16 protein-coding genes are annotated in these 16557 nt (G+C 65.9%); 10 read left to right on the top strand and 6 right to left on the bottom strand.

Translation table 11 applies throughout. The features are described 5' to 3' along the window. Window position 1: 1 nt before the first annotated feature. Both AB0F40_RS20420 and AB0F40_RS20415 read right to left on the bottom strand, forming a co-directional pair. Entirely contained in the window at window positions 2–1135 is a 1134-nt protein-coding gene (locus tag AB0F40_RS20420) for a serine hydrolase domain-containing protein (RefSeq protein ID WP_357471721.1), read from the bottom strand. A gap of 136 nt (window positions 1136–1271) precedes the next feature. Next, window positions 1272–2318 carry a nuclease-related domain-containing protein gene (locus AB0F40_RS20415; RefSeq protein ID WP_357471719.1) on the bottom strand — a complete coding sequence of 349 codons (1047 nt, stop codon included), beginning with the start codon at window positions 2316–2318 and terminating at the stop codon, window positions 1272–1274. Window positions 2319–2411: 93 nt separating this feature from the next. Here AB0F40_RS20415 and AB0F40_RS20410 point away from each other — a divergent pair, with 93 nt between their 5' ends. Beyond that, a complete protein-coding gene (locus tag AB0F40_RS20410; protein WP_357471717.1) occupies window positions 2412–2744 on the top strand; it encodes a hypothetical protein in 333 nt (110 codons plus the stop codon). An 85-nt stretch (window positions 2745–2829) separates the two neighbouring features. Here the strand turns inward: AB0F40_RS20410 and AB0F40_RS20405 are convergent, their stop codons facing one another. After that, window positions 2830–3342, bottom strand: a complete 513-nt coding sequence (locus AB0F40_RS20405; protein ID WP_357471714.1) for a hypothetical protein — start codon at window positions 3340–3342, stop codon at window positions 2830–2832. A gap of 626 nt (window positions 3343–3968) precedes the next feature. On the opposite strand from AB0F40_RS20405, the gene AB0F40_RS20400 reads away from it, so the two are divergent. From AB0F40_RS20400 to AB0F40_RS20390, 3 genes are all read left to right on the top strand, one after another. Beyond that, a complete protein-coding gene (locus AB0F40_RS20400) occupies window positions 3969–7301 on the top strand; it encodes a helicase-related protein (RefSeq protein ID WP_357471711.1) in 3333 nt (1110 codons plus the stop codon). Between the two features lie 41 nt (window positions 7302–7342). After that, the gene (locus AB0F40_RS20395; RefSeq protein WP_357471708.1) at window positions 7343–9319 is read left to right on the top strand and encodes an AAA family ATPase; all 1977 of its coding nucleotides are present in this window, start codon (window positions 7343–7345) and stop codon (window positions 9317–9319) included. Between the two features lie 90 nt (window positions 9320–9409). Beyond that, window positions 9410–9676: a hypothetical protein gene (locus AB0F40_RS20390; RefSeq protein WP_357471705.1), complete on the top strand. Its 267-nt coding sequence runs from the start codon at window positions 9410–9412 to the stop codon at window positions 9674–9676. Between the two features lie 42 nt (window positions 9677–9718). Here the strand turns inward: AB0F40_RS20390 and AB0F40_RS20385 are convergent, their stop codons facing one another. Beyond that, window positions 9719–11128 (bottom strand): hypothetical protein, encoded by a 1410-nt coding sequence (locus tag AB0F40_RS20385; protein WP_357471702.1) that lies wholly within the window; start codon window positions 11126–11128, stop codon window positions 9719–9721. Window positions 11129–11556: 428 nt separating this feature from the next. On the opposite strand from AB0F40_RS20385, the gene AB0F40_RS20380 reads away from it, so the two are divergent. From AB0F40_RS20380 to AB0F40_RS20360, 5 genes are all read left to right on the top strand, one after another. Next, window positions 11557–11970: a hypothetical protein gene (locus tag AB0F40_RS20380; RefSeq protein WP_357471700.1), complete on the top strand. Its 414-nt coding sequence runs from the start codon at window positions 11557–11559 to the stop codon at window positions 11968–11970. 28 nt (window positions 11971–11998) lie between these two features. Then, a complete protein-coding gene (locus AB0F40_RS20375; RefSeq protein WP_357471697.1) occupies window positions 11999–12589 on the top strand; it encodes a hypothetical protein in 591 nt (196 codons plus the stop codon). Between the two features lie 97 nt (window positions 12590–12686). Beyond that, a complete protein-coding gene (locus AB0F40_RS20370; protein WP_357471694.1) occupies window positions 12687–13511 on the top strand; it encodes a hypothetical protein in 825 nt (274 codons plus the stop codon). Window positions 13512–13702: 191 nt separating this feature from the next. Beyond that, on the top strand, window positions 13703–14314 hold the full coding sequence (locus AB0F40_RS20365; RefSeq protein ID WP_357471691.1) for a hypothetical protein: 612 nt from the start codon (window positions 13703–13705) through the stop codon (window positions 14312–14314). 36 nt (window positions 14315–14350) lie between these two features. Then, window positions 14351–14491, top strand: a complete 141-nt coding sequence (locus AB0F40_RS20360; protein ID WP_357471688.1) for a hypothetical protein — start codon at window positions 14351–14353, stop codon at window positions 14489–14491. Between the two features lie 23 nt (window positions 14492–14514). Here AB0F40_RS20360 and AB0F40_RS20355 read toward each other — a convergent pair whose 3' ends face one another. Both AB0F40_RS20355 and AB0F40_RS20350 read right to left on the bottom strand, forming a co-directional pair. Then, a complete protein-coding gene (locus AB0F40_RS20355) occupies window positions 14515–14805 on the bottom strand; it encodes a helix-turn-helix transcriptional regulator (protein ID WP_357471685.1) in 291 nt (96 codons plus the stop codon). 323 nt (window positions 14806–15128) lie between these two features. Then, window positions 15129–15974 (bottom strand): HAD family hydrolase, encoded by an 846-nt coding sequence (locus tag AB0F40_RS20350; protein WP_357471682.1) that lies wholly within the window; start codon window positions 15972–15974, stop codon window positions 15129–15131. Between the two features lie 205 nt (window positions 15975–16179). Between AB0F40_RS20350 and AB0F40_RS20345 the strand changes: the two genes are divergently transcribed. Beyond that, a partial coding sequence (locus AB0F40_RS20345) for a hypothetical protein (RefSeq protein ID WP_357471679.1) occupies window positions 16180–16557 on the top strand: 378 nt, incomplete at its 3' end.

Below are 16557 nucleotides of genomic sequence, written 5' to 3'. Positions count from 1 at the left end.
ATCACGTCAGGCAGTACGCCGCACCTGTGGCAGCCACGAACGGGAGGAAGCCGTCGCCCTCGCCAGAGGCGAGGAGCATGGTGAGGCTCCGGCCGCCGTCGCGCCGGTAGGCGTAGGTGACGTAGCCGAGGAGCTGTCCGCCGTGTCCCCAGAGCTGGCCACCGCAGGGCAGGTCGAAGCGTTCGAGGCCGAGCCCGTAGTGGAAGCCCATCCCCATCGGCACTGTGGTGCGCATCTGGATGAGTGAGTCCTCGCTGATCAGGCTGCCGCCGAGGAGGGCGTCGAAGAACGTCTGCAGGTCGCGGGTCGTCGAGATCATCTCGCCGGCGGCCCAGTCGAGGGAGACGTTCTGGGCTGTGACGTCGACTTCCTTGCCGTCGTCGAGGGTGGCTGTGGCGTGGATCGCGGGGTTCGGGAGGCTCGCGTCGCCGCCCGGGAAAGACGTGCCGGTGAGCGCGAGCGGCCGCAGGATGCGGCGCTCGATCGCGCTGCTGTACGGCTGGCCCGTGACCGCCTCGATGAGCTGGCCCGCCACGATGTAGTTGGTGTTCGAGTAACGGAAGTCCGTACCTGGCGCGAAGTACGGCTCGTGCCTGAACGCTTCGGCCAGGAGCTTTTCGGGCGAGTACGTCGTGAAGCGTCCGGCACCGCGCCAGCGGTTGGTGGACCAGCCCTGGCCCTTCATGTAGTCGTACAAGCCGCTGGTGTGGTTGAGGATCTGGCGGACGGTGATGTTCGCGCCGTTCGGGACCGTGTCGGGCAGGTAGGTCTCGATGGGGGTGTCGAGCTCGACCTTGTTCTCGTCGACGAGCTGCAGGATCGCCGTGGCGACGAAGGTCTTGGTGATGCTGCCGATGCGGAAGTGTTCGGTGCCTTGCGGTCGCGTGGTGCCTTCGGGTTGCTCGGTGCCTTCGGGAGTCGGTGTGCCATTGGTCCAGGAGCCGGCAGGGCCCGGTCCGGTCACCGCGAGGAGAGTGGCCGATGTCGAGGGTGCGGTGCCGGCGGTGACCGCCTGGAGAGTCTGAGCGCGTGCGAACGTCAGGCCGAGTGCGGCCGCTGTGGTGAGGGCGATGGCGCTGATGAGGACGGCCGCGATGATGCGGCGGGTGCGACGGAATCTGGTCGTCGTGGGCATGCCACTCAACGTAGGAAGGCGGGGGCTGGAGTGGACTGGGGAAAGCCGTAGAGACCCTACGGAAACCCTCGGGCGTGGGTAGGGCCGCCGCACTGCTCAGTGGCGTGCCTCAGTGGCGTGCCGAGAGTGCTGGGCGTTACAAGGTGATCCACGTCCGTTCCCAACGAGCGGCCTCGTAGAGCTGCTCCACCTCCCACGGCCGCACCGTCTCCCCCAGTGCGTTCAGCCAGCTGGAAATCTCGGCGACGGAAAGCACCACGACGTCTTCGGGTGTCTTCGTGCCGCGGGAGAAGCGGCTGGACCCCGTGATGACTACGACTGGCGTGACGGGACGCGGCGTCGCACAGGCCGCGTCGAGGACCTTCTTGACCGCCTTGGCTTCTGATCGAGCCGCGAACACGTGCCTGGTCGCCGTCCGGCCAACTACCACTGCGTGCTCGCCGACCCAGACCTTCTTCCCCTGATGGAACTTCGCGTTGATCGAGAAGATCCCACCCGGCCCGATCAGCAGGTGGTCGACGTCGGTGCCGCGCACGTTTCGCTTGATGCCGTGCAAGAGGCGCCAACCGTTCCTGCCGGCGATGGCCTTGTCCAGGGCCCGCCCGACTTCCCGCTCGCCTCGTACGCCTTGACGCCAAGACCAGTCGTCTCCGGTCTGACGTCCGGTGAGCCGCTTGAAGAGGTTGGTCAGGGGCGCCTCGCGGAACTTTGCACGGGCCGTCACGCGGATGCCTTCACCCGCCTTGTTCAAAGAGAGATCGCGGCCGCGGTCGGCTGGCAACGGTTGCGGCGTGGGTCTCGTCGAGGCGGGTCTCGTCAACGAACTCGGTGCGGGAGTCTCGGGCACGGCTGGCGTCGTGGCTGGAGCGGACACTGGCGCTTGCGCTGTTCGCATCGGCTCCGCCGTGGCCGCTTCCTTGCGGGCCGCGGCGCGAGCCTTCTTCTCCCGCCGCTGATCTTGGCGGACGTGCCACGCCAGCGCTGCGGACTCGATGGTCGCGAGGTGCTCGGCAGCCTTCTGGTGTCGGGGATCATCGAGAACCGCGACCTTGGCTCCGATGTCCCAGTGGCCGATCCGCTCGCCGTCGACCGTCACGTGCAAGGTCGGTGGCCTCTTACCGTAGGCATTCGAGAATTTGGTCGTGATTGTCGGCCCGGCGTCGCGTTCCTGGTCATCGGCCATGAACGGAAACTAGCGGGGCTGGGCATGACGGCCTATCACTGTGATGGAGCGACAAGCGGCTGAACGTCAGATGCTCCGCCTACGCTGCGGGCTATGACGACGGAGATCGAATTTCCTGGCCTGGTCTGGGTGAAGGACCCGGTGAACGCGACCACTGGCGACCTCACCGGCGAGCGCCCGCGGCGGCACCATGAGGACTGCTGGCATTGGTACCGCGACGAGCGGGGTGGCCTTCTTGGCCCGCAGCCATACCCAGCGAGCGACGAGCAGATGCGGGAACTGCCGCACTGCAAGACCTGTGCCGCCGACTTCACCGAGCGCACGATGAGCACGAACGTGGGGGCCGTAGCCAGCAGTCACACGGGTACCTGCGAGACGTGTGGGATGACGCGGTCGTCGTCGGGGTCTTGCTACTGCGACGAGTGATCCGTCACATGCCCGTTTTCCCAGGTGTCTGGTCTTGTCAACGCCGCAGGCGCTCTGAGACGAAGAGGCCACCCGGGTGAGGCTGTCACGTGTCCCGGGTGCCTGTCGTGTCATCGCCGCGTTGAAGTGCCGCCCGGCCACCGGCAATCGCGACCCCGGCAGCGACGACGATGCCTGCCACGGTGACGGTCTTGCCGAGCAGCCCGTCGAGGAACCGCTTGTTCTCGGAGTCCTTCTCGAACTCCTTTTGCGCCGTCTCCTTCGCGGCTTCGTGGTAGTACCGCCGCTCCTCGGAGCTCAGGTCTTCCCTCTTGAGTTCTTCCTTGGCCATCTCCCGAACCTCGGCAAAGCCATCGTGAACACGGTCCTGGCTGTGCCGGTTCGATCCCAGCGTGGAGTCGTGAACGTTCCTCACGGACTCCATGACATCGAGACCGAGCCTGGCGTACACCGGAAGCTGCGCGACGATCGCTTGGGCGACATCCTTGTTCATGTCCGGCCGCATCGCAGCGAACTTGACCACGTTGTCCTTCGACAAGTTCCTCCACGACGTGATCCCGAGCGCCGCCTTGACCTCGTCCTCGCTGTCAAACGCCATGCGGAGCCTCCATCGTCGTCAATGCAAGTTCCCGCGGACCCGGTTGCAGGGGCGACCGCCCAGGGTCTGGCCCGGGCAACGGTGCGAGACCGAGCCAAACCCTTCCGGGATGCTACTCCCTCAGGCCCCGCGAGCAGTGGATCAGGCGTCCCGCGTCAAGCTGCTGTCAGAATTTCGGTCGCGGGAAGCTGTGAAGCAAGGGGGGCGGCGCAGCCGAGGTGGACGTCCAGTGCCCGGTTCCCGGCGATGACCTCGCACCCCGGCCCGGTAGGCGTCGGCGCTCGACCAGAACCAGACGACGATCTGGGATGTCACCGGCTGCTCGACCGTTGGTGCATTTGACGACTACGGCTCGCCGGGCGAGCCGCCGACCAGGAGCCCGCCAAGACACCTCACGAGAGTCCGGTGCCTCACCCGGTAGTTCACCCCGTGCAGCGTTCATGGCTATGACCTCTACCAATACCATCAGGTAGCCGCTATCCTGATCGGCTCGCCTCTGGTGTGGGCCTTGACCATGTCGCTCGCCCGGGAGGCAGCCCCATGAACCACAACGCCCGCCGCTCCATCGATCGCGGGATCGCCGAGAGCGAGTGTGTCCAGCGCGCGCTCTTCGGAGAGCCGGCCTGATGGCCAGCAGTGACCAGACCTTCGGGTACCACCCGGACTTCGAGAGCTTGGCCGCAGCGCTCGACCGCGGCAAGTTCTCGCGGGCACTGGTCGTCGGTCTCGCCGCCGAGCGCATCTTCGAGGCAGTAGCATCGTGCCGAATTCTGTGGGACCCCGAGGTCGATCTGCCAGAAGGGCTGTACTGGTTTCAGGGCCTCGACAACGGTGACCTGCTGATGCAGGTGGGTCAGGGCGCGCGGCCCGGCGACGCCGCGATCCGAGCGATCGACAACCTGCCCGACGCTGACCCTTTGCTCGCCGCATGGAACTGGGCCGAGGCGCTATGGGAAGTGTCCAAGGATATTCCCGCCCCGCGGTTCCGTCTCCACGATTCCGTGATCACCCAGCCGGGAGGTCACGACACCGTGGTCCGGACACGTAACTACCCAGGCAGTGAATGGTCATACTCGGTGGTCGTCGACGGACGCACAGAGAAGGTCCTCGAGTCCCGGCTCGCCCCGCAGGAGCATGACGACGATCCCCAGTCCTGGGTGCAGGGAATTCCGACCCCTGCGGGACGGTTCGGGGCCACTCTCACCAGGGCCAAGCTCCGTGGAAAATTTGCCAATACGTTGTTCTCATTCCGAGCGACACGGACCACGTTTCGGCCGTACCAGTTCAAGCCCGTCCTGAAGTTGCTGCAGACCGGCAAGGCGCGTCTCCTTATCGCGGACGAAGTCGGGCTGGGCAAGACGATCGAAGCCGGCCTCATCTGGACGGAGCTGGAAGCACGAGGCGAGGCCGACCGCGTCCTCATCGTCTGCCCGTCGGGCCTCGTCGAGAAGTGGCGCGACGAGATGGCCGATCGCTTCGAGTTCGAGCTCACCGTCCTGGACAACGCCAACCTCGCGCAGTTTCTCGAGCGCCATCAGAGCAACCGACTGCCACGCAGGCACGCCTACATCGCGAGCCTGGAGAAGCTGCGGACGTGGTCAGGCCTTGAAGAGTTGGGGCAGCACCCTCCGTCGTTCGACCTGGCGATCGTGGACGAAGCCCACGCTATGCGGAACTCCGACACCCGCAGCTATGCCCTGGGTAGCGAGCTCGCGGAGTGGGCGGACAACCTTGTCTTCCTGTCGGCGACGCCGATCAACCTTCGCCAGACGGACCTGCTCAATCTGCTTGAGCTCATCGCCCCCGAGGACTACGGCGACCTGTCGGATCTTGAGTTCCGACTCGAACCGAACCGAATCATCAACACGGCGACAGCGCGCCTCGGCCAGAAAGGCGTCAGAGGCACACAACTTCTCAGGGACCTTGAACGTCTGCGGGATACACCGCTCGGAGCGCTGGTGATGAATCGGCCCGACTACCCCATGCTGGCCGAGCTCCTGTCGAAGAATCACATGACGCCGCGCGACGTCGTCGACGCCAAGCGGTACTTGGCCGACTTCAACACCCTCTCTACCGTGATCACGCGGACGAAGAAGGTCGAGGTCGACGACCGCAAGGCCAAGCGCTCCGAAGACCGGCAGGACGTCGTGTGGACCCCTGAGGAGTTCGCGTTCTACTACGAGTACGTCTCCTGGTGCCAAGATCGCGCACGCGAGATGGACAGCCCGCTCTACTTCGCCATGCAGATGCCGCTCCGGCTCGCGAGCGCATGCCTGCCGATGGCGCGACGTGCGGTCCTCGATCCTGAGGGATTTGGCGATCTGCGGGATGCGGACGACGGAAATTCATCCGCCGTCCGCCTGGCACCCCACGCTGCACTCGTCAAGGCGGCACGAGCGCTCCCGGACGGCGCAGATACCAAGTTCGCTGCACTGGCACGAGTGCTCCGCCGACTCCACGGTCAAGAGCGTCAGGCGCTCCTGTTCACCCACTCTCGACCGACCCTCGCCTACCTCGCAGATCGCCTCGGCCAAAATTTCCGTGTCGCTGTCATGCATGGTGGCGTCCCAAGAGAGAAGCGCCGAACGATCATGGCCGAGTTTCGGGCCGGCGCCTACGACTTCGTACTCGCCAACCGGGTCGCGAGCGAAGGGCTCGACTTCGAGTTCTGCTCGGCGGTCATCAACTACGACTTGCCGTGGAACCCGATGGAGATCGAACAGCGGATCGGCCGAATCGATCGCATCGGTCAGCGCGAGGAGACTATTCTCGTCGTCAACTTCGTCAACGACCAGACGATCGACGAACGGATCCTGGCTCGCCTGCTCGAGCGCATCGAGATCTTCGAGAACTCGATCGGTGCGCTGGAGCCGATCATCAGCCAGGCCGCACCCCAGCTACTCAAGGTCGGGTTTGACTTCACACTGTCTCCCGGGCAACGCGAGCAGAAGGTGCACGAGGCACTCACCGCAATCGAGGAACAGCGTCGTGGTCTCCAGGACGTGACCGATGCGTCGAGCACGCTGCTGGTCAGCAACGACGTGGACGTCGCCGGCTTGGAAGACGATCTGCTACGCACCGGTCGCTACGTCGGCCAGCGCGAGCTGGCCCTCCTTCTCGACGACTGGGCGCACACCGACGGGGCTGCTCCGGTGACCTTCGCCCCCGACGGGATGACTGCCGAGCTGCGAGGCAATCCCGCAATGGCTACACGCGTCGATGCCCTCGTGCAGAGACAGTTACGAACCCGGGCAGAGACCCAGGCGCTCGCTTCCGGCTTGCGCAGCGAGCTACCTGTGCCGCTGGTTCTTGATCAGGAGCTCGCTCGCACCAAAGGTGGAACTCTTCTCACCGCCACGAGCCCACTGGTCATGGCCGCGGTCTCTGTGCCTGGCCACAGGCACGCAAGGTTCGCATCGCTTCGCGTGCCAGGAAGGGACGGAGAAACCACGCCGGGCTTGTTCGTCGTTGTCTTGGCGAAGGCGATCACCGGTTCCCGAGGCGGCGACGAGATCTGGGGTGCGGCGGTAGACGTCGACGGACAACGCACCGACGATGCGCCAGTCAATGCTCTGCTCGCGGCACTAGCGGAGGGGCAGTTCGAGGACATGCCGCTGCCCACGATCGAGCGGTTGCCCCGGATGACCGGGCGTGCCGTGTTCATGCTGGAGCGTCGGCACCAGACCGAGCAGGCGCGACGGGACCAGGAATTCGAGGCACTGCAGCAGGCCCGCCTCCTCACCCTTGAACAGCAGCACCACAGAAAGATCGCCACGCTCGACCGGCGCATCCTGACCCTGGTTGCCCGTGGGCGCGGGACACGGATGGTCGCGCTGTTCGACGCACAGAAGCGCCGAGCACGCGACAACTACGAGCGGCTCTCTACAGAGCTCCAGAACGCAGCACCCCAGTCGCTGCACCTGGAGCACATCGCGGCCTGTGTCGTCGAGGTCATCTGAGCAAGTTGCCTACCGCACCCAGGAACCACCCCGAGGACGAGATGGATCCCCAGAAGAAGACACTCGAGACCGAGAACGAACGCGCAGCCGAGAAGCGCTACATCCAGATGCTCAGCACGAAGGCCCGACGCCCCGTTCACTTTCAGGCCGCACGGAACACGATATGGACCGGCGACGGCCTACCCGCACTGCCTGAAGTCCCCGTCGGATTCCTAGTGGGCAGAGTCGCGCTCGTCGGCCCCCGCGCAGAGCTGGACGGCGCGAGCGACTTCTACATCGGCGAACGCCACCTGAACCTCGACGGCCAGGAAGTCTTCAGCTGGGCGGCACCGGTCGCATGTGCCTACTTCCGCGGTTTCGATCATCACGAGTTCTGCGGAGAGGTAGCGGTTGTCCGTAGCTTCGCGCACGGGAGCGATGGCATCGACGACATCGCTGACGACGTCCTAAGACCCGACGCCCCCGGTGAGCCATTCCGACGGCGAGGGCTCTCGGTTCCCGCCCCACCGACCACAGGACGCGGGCGGCCTGGCGCCTTGCGAAGGCCCGGCGGCGCCCAGAAGACCTCGCAGACCGTGGGTACAACAACTGATGCTGAGGTCGAGTCGCCCCCGGCCAGCCATGCAGCAAGGTCGACCAGTGCTCCCGCTGGCGAACGAGCAAAGTCTCAGGGCCCCGCACTTCGAGCCGAGTCGTTGCTGCGGTCTCGGCTGGCTGCCCCACGCACCAGGAGCCTTGCACCCGTGCTCTCGACTCTCCAACCGGACCAGTACACCCTGGTCACGCTGCCCGCTATGGAGAGCGTCGTGATCGAAGGACAGCCCGGTACGGGGAAGACCATCGTGGCGTCGCACAGGGCTGCCTACATGATCAACGACGACACGCCGCCAGAGAACTCTCTCGACAAGAATGTGCTCCTTGTCGGGCCTACCGACGCGTACAGCGACCACGTACGGGGCGTTGTGGAAGCACTGTCCGGCGTCTCGGACAGGGTCATCGTAAGATCTCTGCCCGCGCTCTTGGCCCGGGTCCTGGAGCTGAAGGTGGAGCCGAAGGGCCCGGCGTCCCGGACGTGGCGGGACGTCGACGAAGACCTGGGAAAGATCGCCTTCAAGGTCATCTTGGCCGAGCGCAAGCGCAAGGGCATCACGCCAACGACGCAGCGCACCTACGAAGCGCTCCGCCTTGGGCTCGCCGCACCAGACGTCGAGTGGGCGACCTACCTGCGGAAGCTCCCGGCCTACGACGTAGCGCTCACCCTGCGCGCGCACATCCCACTGCTCGCGTTCATCCGTTGGACCGTGGCTCCGGTACGAGAACTGCAGGGCATCGAACACGTCATGGTCGATGAAGCTCAAGACGTCACCGCTCTGGAGTGGATGCTGCTCGCAGCCTTGAACGAAGCGGATGCATGGACGATCCTCGGTGATCTCAATCAGCGCCGATCGGACCACACGCTCGCGTCGTGGAGGCACGTGTACGAGGTCATCGAATACCCCCATGTCGAACCACGGCTCGAGCGGCTCGAGCGGGGCTATCGGTCAACCCTCCCCATCCTGGAGTACGCGAACAGGCTTCTGCCCAGGAAGGAACGCGCACTCCTTGCTTTCCAGAAGGAAGGACCGGTCCCCGTGGTCACTCGCGCTGGGCGGGAGGACCTGGCCGCCACTGTGCGCAGGGAGGTCGACCGGCTGTTGAGCGCCTACCCGGAGGGCACAGTCGCAGTGATCGACGTCGATCCTTCTCGTATCCGATCGCTGTTCCGGCGTGAAGGCTGGCAGGCGCGGCGGGGTGACCAGCGCTTCTGGGAGAAGGGCGAACGGCAGGTCGTCGTCATGCAGCCCGACGAGGCTCGTGGTCTCGAGTTCGACGGCGTCGTAGTCAGCGAACCCGCTGACTTTCCGGAAAACTTTGGTCGCCGCGGGCCGCTGTACACGTCGCTGACGCGCCCCAACCGGGAGCTGGCCGTCGTGCACACCAGGCCACTCCCGGAAGAACTTCGGCCGCGGAAGCGATAGCCGCTGATCACAGCCGGCCCGACGGATCCTGTTCGTCGGGCCGGCACACAGGGCCCCGGAGCCTCAGTCCTGCGGTCGAGGTCGCCCGCAATGGTCTACGCCGAGATCTACGGGCTGCTGCTGACACAGTGGGCGCTGGCGAGGCTGATCTGCGAGGCCGCAACCGAGACCGACACCGCCCCCGACCGCGTGAAGTACCTACGCACCATCCGAATCGTCCGCCGCCACGCCATGAGCGAGGCGACCTTCCCCCCTGACCGCAAAGAACGGGCATTACGGGCGGTCAAGGCCGACCTGGTCGGCCGTCGCGGGCTGAACCAGCCCCGCAGGCACCGCTCCTACTCGCGCGTCGTCTAAGTGGCATTGTGCCCCTGCTCCGCCTTGGACGGGACGGAAGAATCAGCGAACCGGGCTCTCGCTGTAGTAAACCGATAACGGATGCATCGCCGTTTCAAACCACTCCCACGTCTCCTCGTCCGCGTCGGAGCTTGACCCCTCGCTGGAAGAGAAGGTAGTGACATGCAGTAGCCAGTGCCATACCGCCGGAACGGAGTCCTCTTCCTCTCGCGCCTCCTTCGTCGCTCCTTCGACGGACTCGGCCGCCAACTCCTCGCACTCGTCACAGTCGCGGTTGGGTATCTCGCCATGCTCCGAGCACTCGACGTCCTCATCCTCGTCGTTCGGTTCCCAATACGAACCAGGCGTCCAGAGGTATCCCTCTGGCGGCCAAGCGATCTCGCAATGCTCATCTACTTCGAGATTGTCGACGTTGGCCGCGAGATAGTCATGGATCGCCTGTACGTGCGCTCCTTCTGAGAGGAAGCCCATCTCCGGAGGGAGCGCGTGGTCCTCGGGAATCATGGGCGGCTCGACCCAGCCATTCCGGCTCTCCAAGGTGTCCCATGGCGATCCCACGCCTTGTTGCGGCTGGGGACGATTAGTCGGAAGGCCACGCGGCGGCCATTCGGCAGGTTGGTCGTATCTGTCAAGGCTCTGGCGCAATGTCCGCGTGATCCGGGCGTCCGGCCAGACGAACTCAGTCCACGGACCAGCGGGTATCCCAAGGTCCCGTGCGCCCGCGATGACGACGTTCAGCATGGCGCCATCCTCGGGGCTCACCGTCAGAGCCATCGGCGGCTTCCAAGGCTGCCGCTGGGCGAGCGTCTCGCGCCGAGACCGCTCAGCTCGTCCGATGTCGCCCAACTGCATCCCAGCACGCGCGTAGGTGAGGACGAGTTCGACCGGCATGCCAGTCTCGGCCCAGGCAACGGCCTCAGGCAGACCTACCTGGGCGCCTGTGGCCATCCGACGGAGCAAAAGGAACAGACAAGCGATTGTGGACGACCACCCGGCATTGAGCAGGCGGCCGATGTCTCGTAGGTCGATCTCGAGATCACCGAACACATCCAGTTCGCCGAGCCACTCTCTTCCGAGGTCGGCATCGAGTTCGAGCGCACACCATTCACGCGCGAAGACCGGAACGTTGACACTCGCAGTGTGCCCGGCTGTGGCCTCGCACCATTTACCGGCTTCTGTCGGGGAGAATCCGCCGCCCCTCCAGAGCGCGGCCGACATCGGGAGCATCGAGGCGTAGAGGCCCTCCGGATCGTCCTCGCGCACCTCGATCTGCATCGACCGCACGAGCGCCTCGCGCCACGCCACGATCTCGCTTCCCGTAAAGCCCCAGGTGTGCCACTCCCGCAGCTCGGCCGCCGTCGCCCGCGGCCAGACACTGCCTCCCGCCAACGGATCATGGCGCAACCAGTCCAGGCGTCCAATATCAACAGGGTCGGGGCTCAGCCATGTCACCGCGCAACGATACCGAGCGATTCGCGTCGAAGGTACCGGTTCTCTCGCAGGGTTCCGATCCGCGTTCCGTCGAGTCAGATAGCTCCGACGTCGCCGGAGACACTTTCGACAGGGACGTTTGACACAACGCTGCGGCAATCGGTGCTCTATCCGTCACCGCGAGAGCCGGTGAGACCACCCGGCCCCAGTCCGGGACACGCACCCGGGGCCGATATCCCGGGTTCTCAACAACCGCCGTGACCGCGCGGCTCAATCAGGTCGATGCTCCGTACATGAGCCTGCTGCCGCCGCCCTCGCCCGAGACCCGGTCTCTCCCCACCACGAATCGGTCCCACCCCGACGGCGGGTCAGACAGCTCCACTGGGCCAGACGTTGATCATGAAGTCCAGTCCGCCACAGGGTCAGGCCCTATACGCCATGCCACCACGATGGCGATCGCATTGGGAGCGTTCGTACTGGGTGCCGTCGTCGGCATCGCTCTACCCGTCGCCGGCTCCAGCACCGGAGGCGTCGAGCACTCAGGATCGCCGTCGCCGACGGCGACATCGGCGCCCCTCGCCGATGCCTACGACCTGTGCAACGCCGCAGACACTGGCGGTGAGATCGCGGACGAGCAGACCACCCTGATCTTCGACACCCAGGGAGAGGACGACGCCACCGGCGTCGACTACACAGCTGTCGTGTGCGTCCTGTCCCAGCTCGACACGCCGGAGCGCGTCACCCAGGCCATGGAATCGACCCGGGCCCTGGACGGACGAGTCACCGACTCGTGGGACTCCTTCACCGCGAGCTGGTCGTTCCACCCCGACACGGGCCTCGACCTCGTCGTCTCGACCCCGTAGCGCTGTGCCAAACCTCGGAGAACACATCATGCGCCATGACCTCACCGCGACCGCCCCGACCAGCCCGAGTCGCGGATCATTCGTCCGCCGCCACGGCACCACGATCGGGCTCAGCATCCTGCTGGTCTGCGCCGTGGCGTACGGCGTCGACGGCAAGCAGGACAACGACATCTTGCACGCCGCGAACGACGCGCTCAGTGGCGACCTCGCAACCGTCACCGGCCAGAAGGACGACGCCGAGTCTCGCGCCACCACTCTGGAGCGTGAGGTGGAGACGTACGGCGACCGAGAGACCGAGCTCCAGGAGCGTGAGGACGAAGTGGCCGGCCTCGAAGCGGATGTCGCCGCCCGCGAGAAGGCAGTCACGAACGTCGAGAAGGAGATCGAGGCGTCGCAGGTCACCGACGGCACCTGGTCGGTGGGCTCCGACGTCCAGCCCGGCACCTACCGCACCAAGGAGGCCGTGTCGTCCAACTGCTACTGGGAGATCACGGCAGGCGGCAGCAACGGGTCGGACATCATCGAGAACGACATCCCCGGCGGCGGCTATCCCGTGGTGACGGTGCAGGACGGGCAGGTCTTCACGTCGGCGAGGTGCGGGACCTGGGCCAAGCAGTAGGGATAGGGGTGGCCCGTGCGTCCACGCGGCCACCCCTTGGTAGCGGTCGAGGCCGCCAGGTCCCGATCGACCGAATCAATGAGAACCGAGGGAACCCGTGAACTTCAACATTGCCGCTGACACCTACCGTGCCGAGTTCGTCGTGGTCACGCCTGACCTCGCCGAGGAGTGGCTGACCAAGAACACCCACAACAGGAATTCTCGCCAGCGCGTCATCGACGGATACGCGACCGACATGGTGGCAGGAAAATGGAAGGACAACGGAGCCGCCATTGTCTTCGCCAAGGACGGCACGCTACTGGATGGACAGCACCGCCTCTTTGCCATCATTCAGGCTGAGGTGATGGTGCGGATGCTCATCGTCCGCGGCGCAGAGAAGGACGCTCAGGACACGATCGACGGCGGCGCCAAGCGCAAGCTGTCAGACGTCCTGCACCTGCGCGGCGAGGCACATTACACCGCTCTGGCAGCCGGCTTGCGGCGCATTACTGCCTACGAGCTGGTCGGTGACAACGCGAGCGGCTGGTCTTACACGCCGACGACTCAGCAGTCGCTCGGCACTCTGGACAAGTACTCCTGGCTCCGCGAGTTCGCGCCCCGCACAGGGCCCCTCTCGCGACGCGGCATCCCGTCCTCAGTTGCCATCTACCTGTGGTTCCGGTTCTCACAGATCGACGGCGACGACGCGGACTACTTCTTCAAGGTGATCGAAGACCGCGCCCCGCTCACCGACGGCGACCCGGTCCATGTCCTGCTGCGGGCACTGGACAACTCGGTCAGCGTGCGCGGTGCACGCAACGCCCGGTGGATCACCGCGCTGTGCATCAAGGCGTGGAACAAGTACCGCGCCGGCGAGTCGGTCAAGAACCTGTCCTGGCGACCGGGCGGCGCTGCCGCTGAAGCCTTCCCTGAGCCGAAGTGACCTGCTCGACTAGCTGTACCGACCCGGGACGTTGGTCAGCCGGCTGACTAACGTCCCTGGACACCCCACCTAGCGCACCTTCCGCGCACACCACCTGGTCGGGGAGAGCCCCGAAGCGCGCTCCTGTACCAACCGTCGGCGGCAGAAGCCAGGCCGGAAACATGGGCGGCCTCCGCACTAAGGTCGGGCCCGTGCAGCGACGATTTCGTGCCTACTGGCCCGACCAGGACGAGTGGCACTGGTTCGAACTCGACGACCAGGGCTATGCCGCCCGCCATGTAGTCCTGCGTTCTGGCGAACCGATTGTCGCGGCCCGCCTGGATGAAATGATCGCATTGCGGGATCGGGCCGGACTGCTCGGAGTTCAGCTCTACGAAGCCGTCTATGGCGTACCGGCTGAAGGTCTCGTGGAAGTCCCCGCGGGTGCGATCTTGGTCGAGGCCGACGAGTTCGACCACGTGTTCCGCAAGGCCATCAACCATCGGAAATTTGCCCCGACGACGACAGGCCCGTTCCCCGACGGATCTCTTGTCCAGGGGACATTCGGCTCCGATCCGTCGCCGCCAGGTGTCACAGGGACCTACGTCGACATCGGGCATGACCCTGTCCATGGCTTCGTGGACGCCATGTGGTTCTTTCAGAATCAGGTGTCCTGGCCAGAGCCTGGCATCGAGGCTCAATTCCGAGTGGTCGGCATCCGTCCCCATACGCTCCAGCTCCGTCTCGAACCGAGTAGCACTCGCCACGCCAGGTCGTCATGGCCTCAGCGTTTCGACTGGCCGCAGCGGGAATTCAGGCGCTAGCGGCTACTTTCAGAACTCTGCCCGTACGCTCCAGCCATGAATGACAACGAAGCGATCCGCCGAGGCGCGAAACGAGAGTTCTGGTGGATCGTCAGCACGATCGCGGTCCTTCTCGTACTCACGGCCGCGGTCCAGATCGCGCTGCCGTTCCTGTCAGCGCTTGCCGCGAACTCCTGAAACACGGCCTAGCTGACGTCCGACTACGTCACGTGGTCTGCTCCGTCCGTGTCGACGCGGTGCCGCACCACGACACTGAGGGCTCGGGCGTACCGTCGCACCGTAGACAGATGCGGGTCGTTGCCCGCCCGCTCGAACAGACTGACCGCGGCCTGACTCACGCCCATGCGCTCTGCCACCGCTGATTGCGACAGCCCGAGCGCACGACGCCGCATCACGAGTGTGTGCAGAAGGTGCTGATCTTCCTGCGCGGGCACCTCGGCGAGGACTGTCTCGGGAGCTACCAGAAGGGCATCCATCTCATCGGGGGTCATCGAGCCACCTCCTTGTACAAGGTTAACCTTTTAGGGAGCAGCCGCAGACGTAACTCGTCGGCTCGCTCGGTACTTCGATGGCCGGCCGCAATGTGCGGGATGCTCGTCCACGCCGACCGCATTCCACGACATGACGCGCGGACGCAGGCAGCCGGCGTCGGCGGGTGCGTAGAGGCTGACGGCTCCCGCGCACCTGTGTCCTTTCACCAGGTAATGGTGAAGCGGCAGGACGGACCACTGACCTTCCATCCGTTCTCGTGCGGAGCCGTGGTTCCGGAGCACTGATCCCCGGGCCGTCCCCGCCGCGGATGCGACGAAGTCCGCTACCCGACGCGCGACGCGGTCGTCGGCGACGGGAGATGAGGTGCAACTGGGGTGGGCACGAGTGCGCGCAGCACGGGCACCAGGCCTTGCTCGTCGATGGTCCCGGTGACGTGATCGGCAGCCTCGATGACCACGGCGCGGGCCTGCCCCATGGCCACGGCGTAGGCCGCCCAGGCGAACATAGGGAGGTCGTTCAGCCCGTCCCCGACCCCGACCGTGAGCTCCCGCGCGACACCCAAGGTGTCGCGGACGTGTTCGAGTGCCGACGCCTTGGACACGCTGCCGGGGGTGACGTCGAGCCAGTCGCCGTCGGCGGGTGTCGCGGTCAGGCCGAGGCGGCGCAGGTCGCCGGCTAGGTCGAGGATCGCGGGAGCGCGCAGGATCATCCGCGGGGTGCGGTAGCGGGCGATCTGGTCGACCGTCGCGATGCGCTGGGCGCCGTTCACCTCGCCAGCCCCGAACAGGCGGGTCACGTGGTACCCCCACCCGACCTCTTCGACAGCGATCTGCACACCGAGGAGGCACTTGCGGACGAGAGCGATCGCAGAGCCCGCGGCGAACGTGAACGTCTTGGTGACCTCATACCCACCGGGCAGGGCAGGGTCGAGGCGCACGGTGACGGCGCCGTTGGAGCAGACCACCGTGCCCGTGGTCAGGCCGAGCGCTCGCGTGATCGGCATCGCGCCCACGAGGGACCGGCCGGTGCACAGCACGACGTGGTGCCCGGCCGTGACGACGTCGCGCACCGCTCGGGCGGTGTCGTGCGGCACCTCTACGCTGCCGGACGGCACGATCGTGCCGTCGATGTCCAACGCCACAAGGCGGGTCTCGGTGGTCGTGCTCATGCCATCTCCCTGGGCCGGAGCGTGCTGACGTCGTTCAGCCTGCTGGCCGGCTGCGGCGCCCGACCCCGGGGTTCGTGCATCCTTTGCTTGCAGCAGATGCAATTTCCTGTCGCCGACGAGCCAGAACTGGGGCGTTTCACGCACGGTTGCGGACACGCGCGGCTACCGTTGGCACGGGCGCAGACCACGCCGGGAGGGGGCCACGGTGGCACGCAGCGCGAAGGCCGAACGCGAACGGCTCCGCGAGACGTGGTTCACGGTCGGCAAATCGATGGCCGAGGTCGCCGGGCTCATGGGGCAACACTTCGGGGTGCGTCCCCGGACCGCCTGGCGGTACGCGGCTGGGTGGGACCAGTGGAAGCTGGTCCAGCAGTACCGGACGGCCAACCCGGACGCGCGGATCGACGAGAGCCGCATCTCACGCTGGGAGTCCTGGCCGTTCGGCGGCTCTCGCCCAAGCTTGGAGGCCCTGGCCGGGATCGCCCTCACTCTCGGGCACGGCTGCACACTGGCCGACCTGGTCGACGACGCCGACCGGCAGCACCTGTCCGCCGCAGAGGTGGCGGTGATCACCGCCACCACC

Origin of the sequence: Promicromonospora sp. NPDC023987 (genome assembly GCF_040639055.1) — a bacterium.
In the GTDB taxonomy this organism is placed as follows: Bacteria; Actinomycetota; Actinomycetes; order Actinomycetales; family Cellulomonadaceae; genus Promicromonospora.
This window is presented reverse-complemented; position numbering and strand designations above follow the sequence as displayed.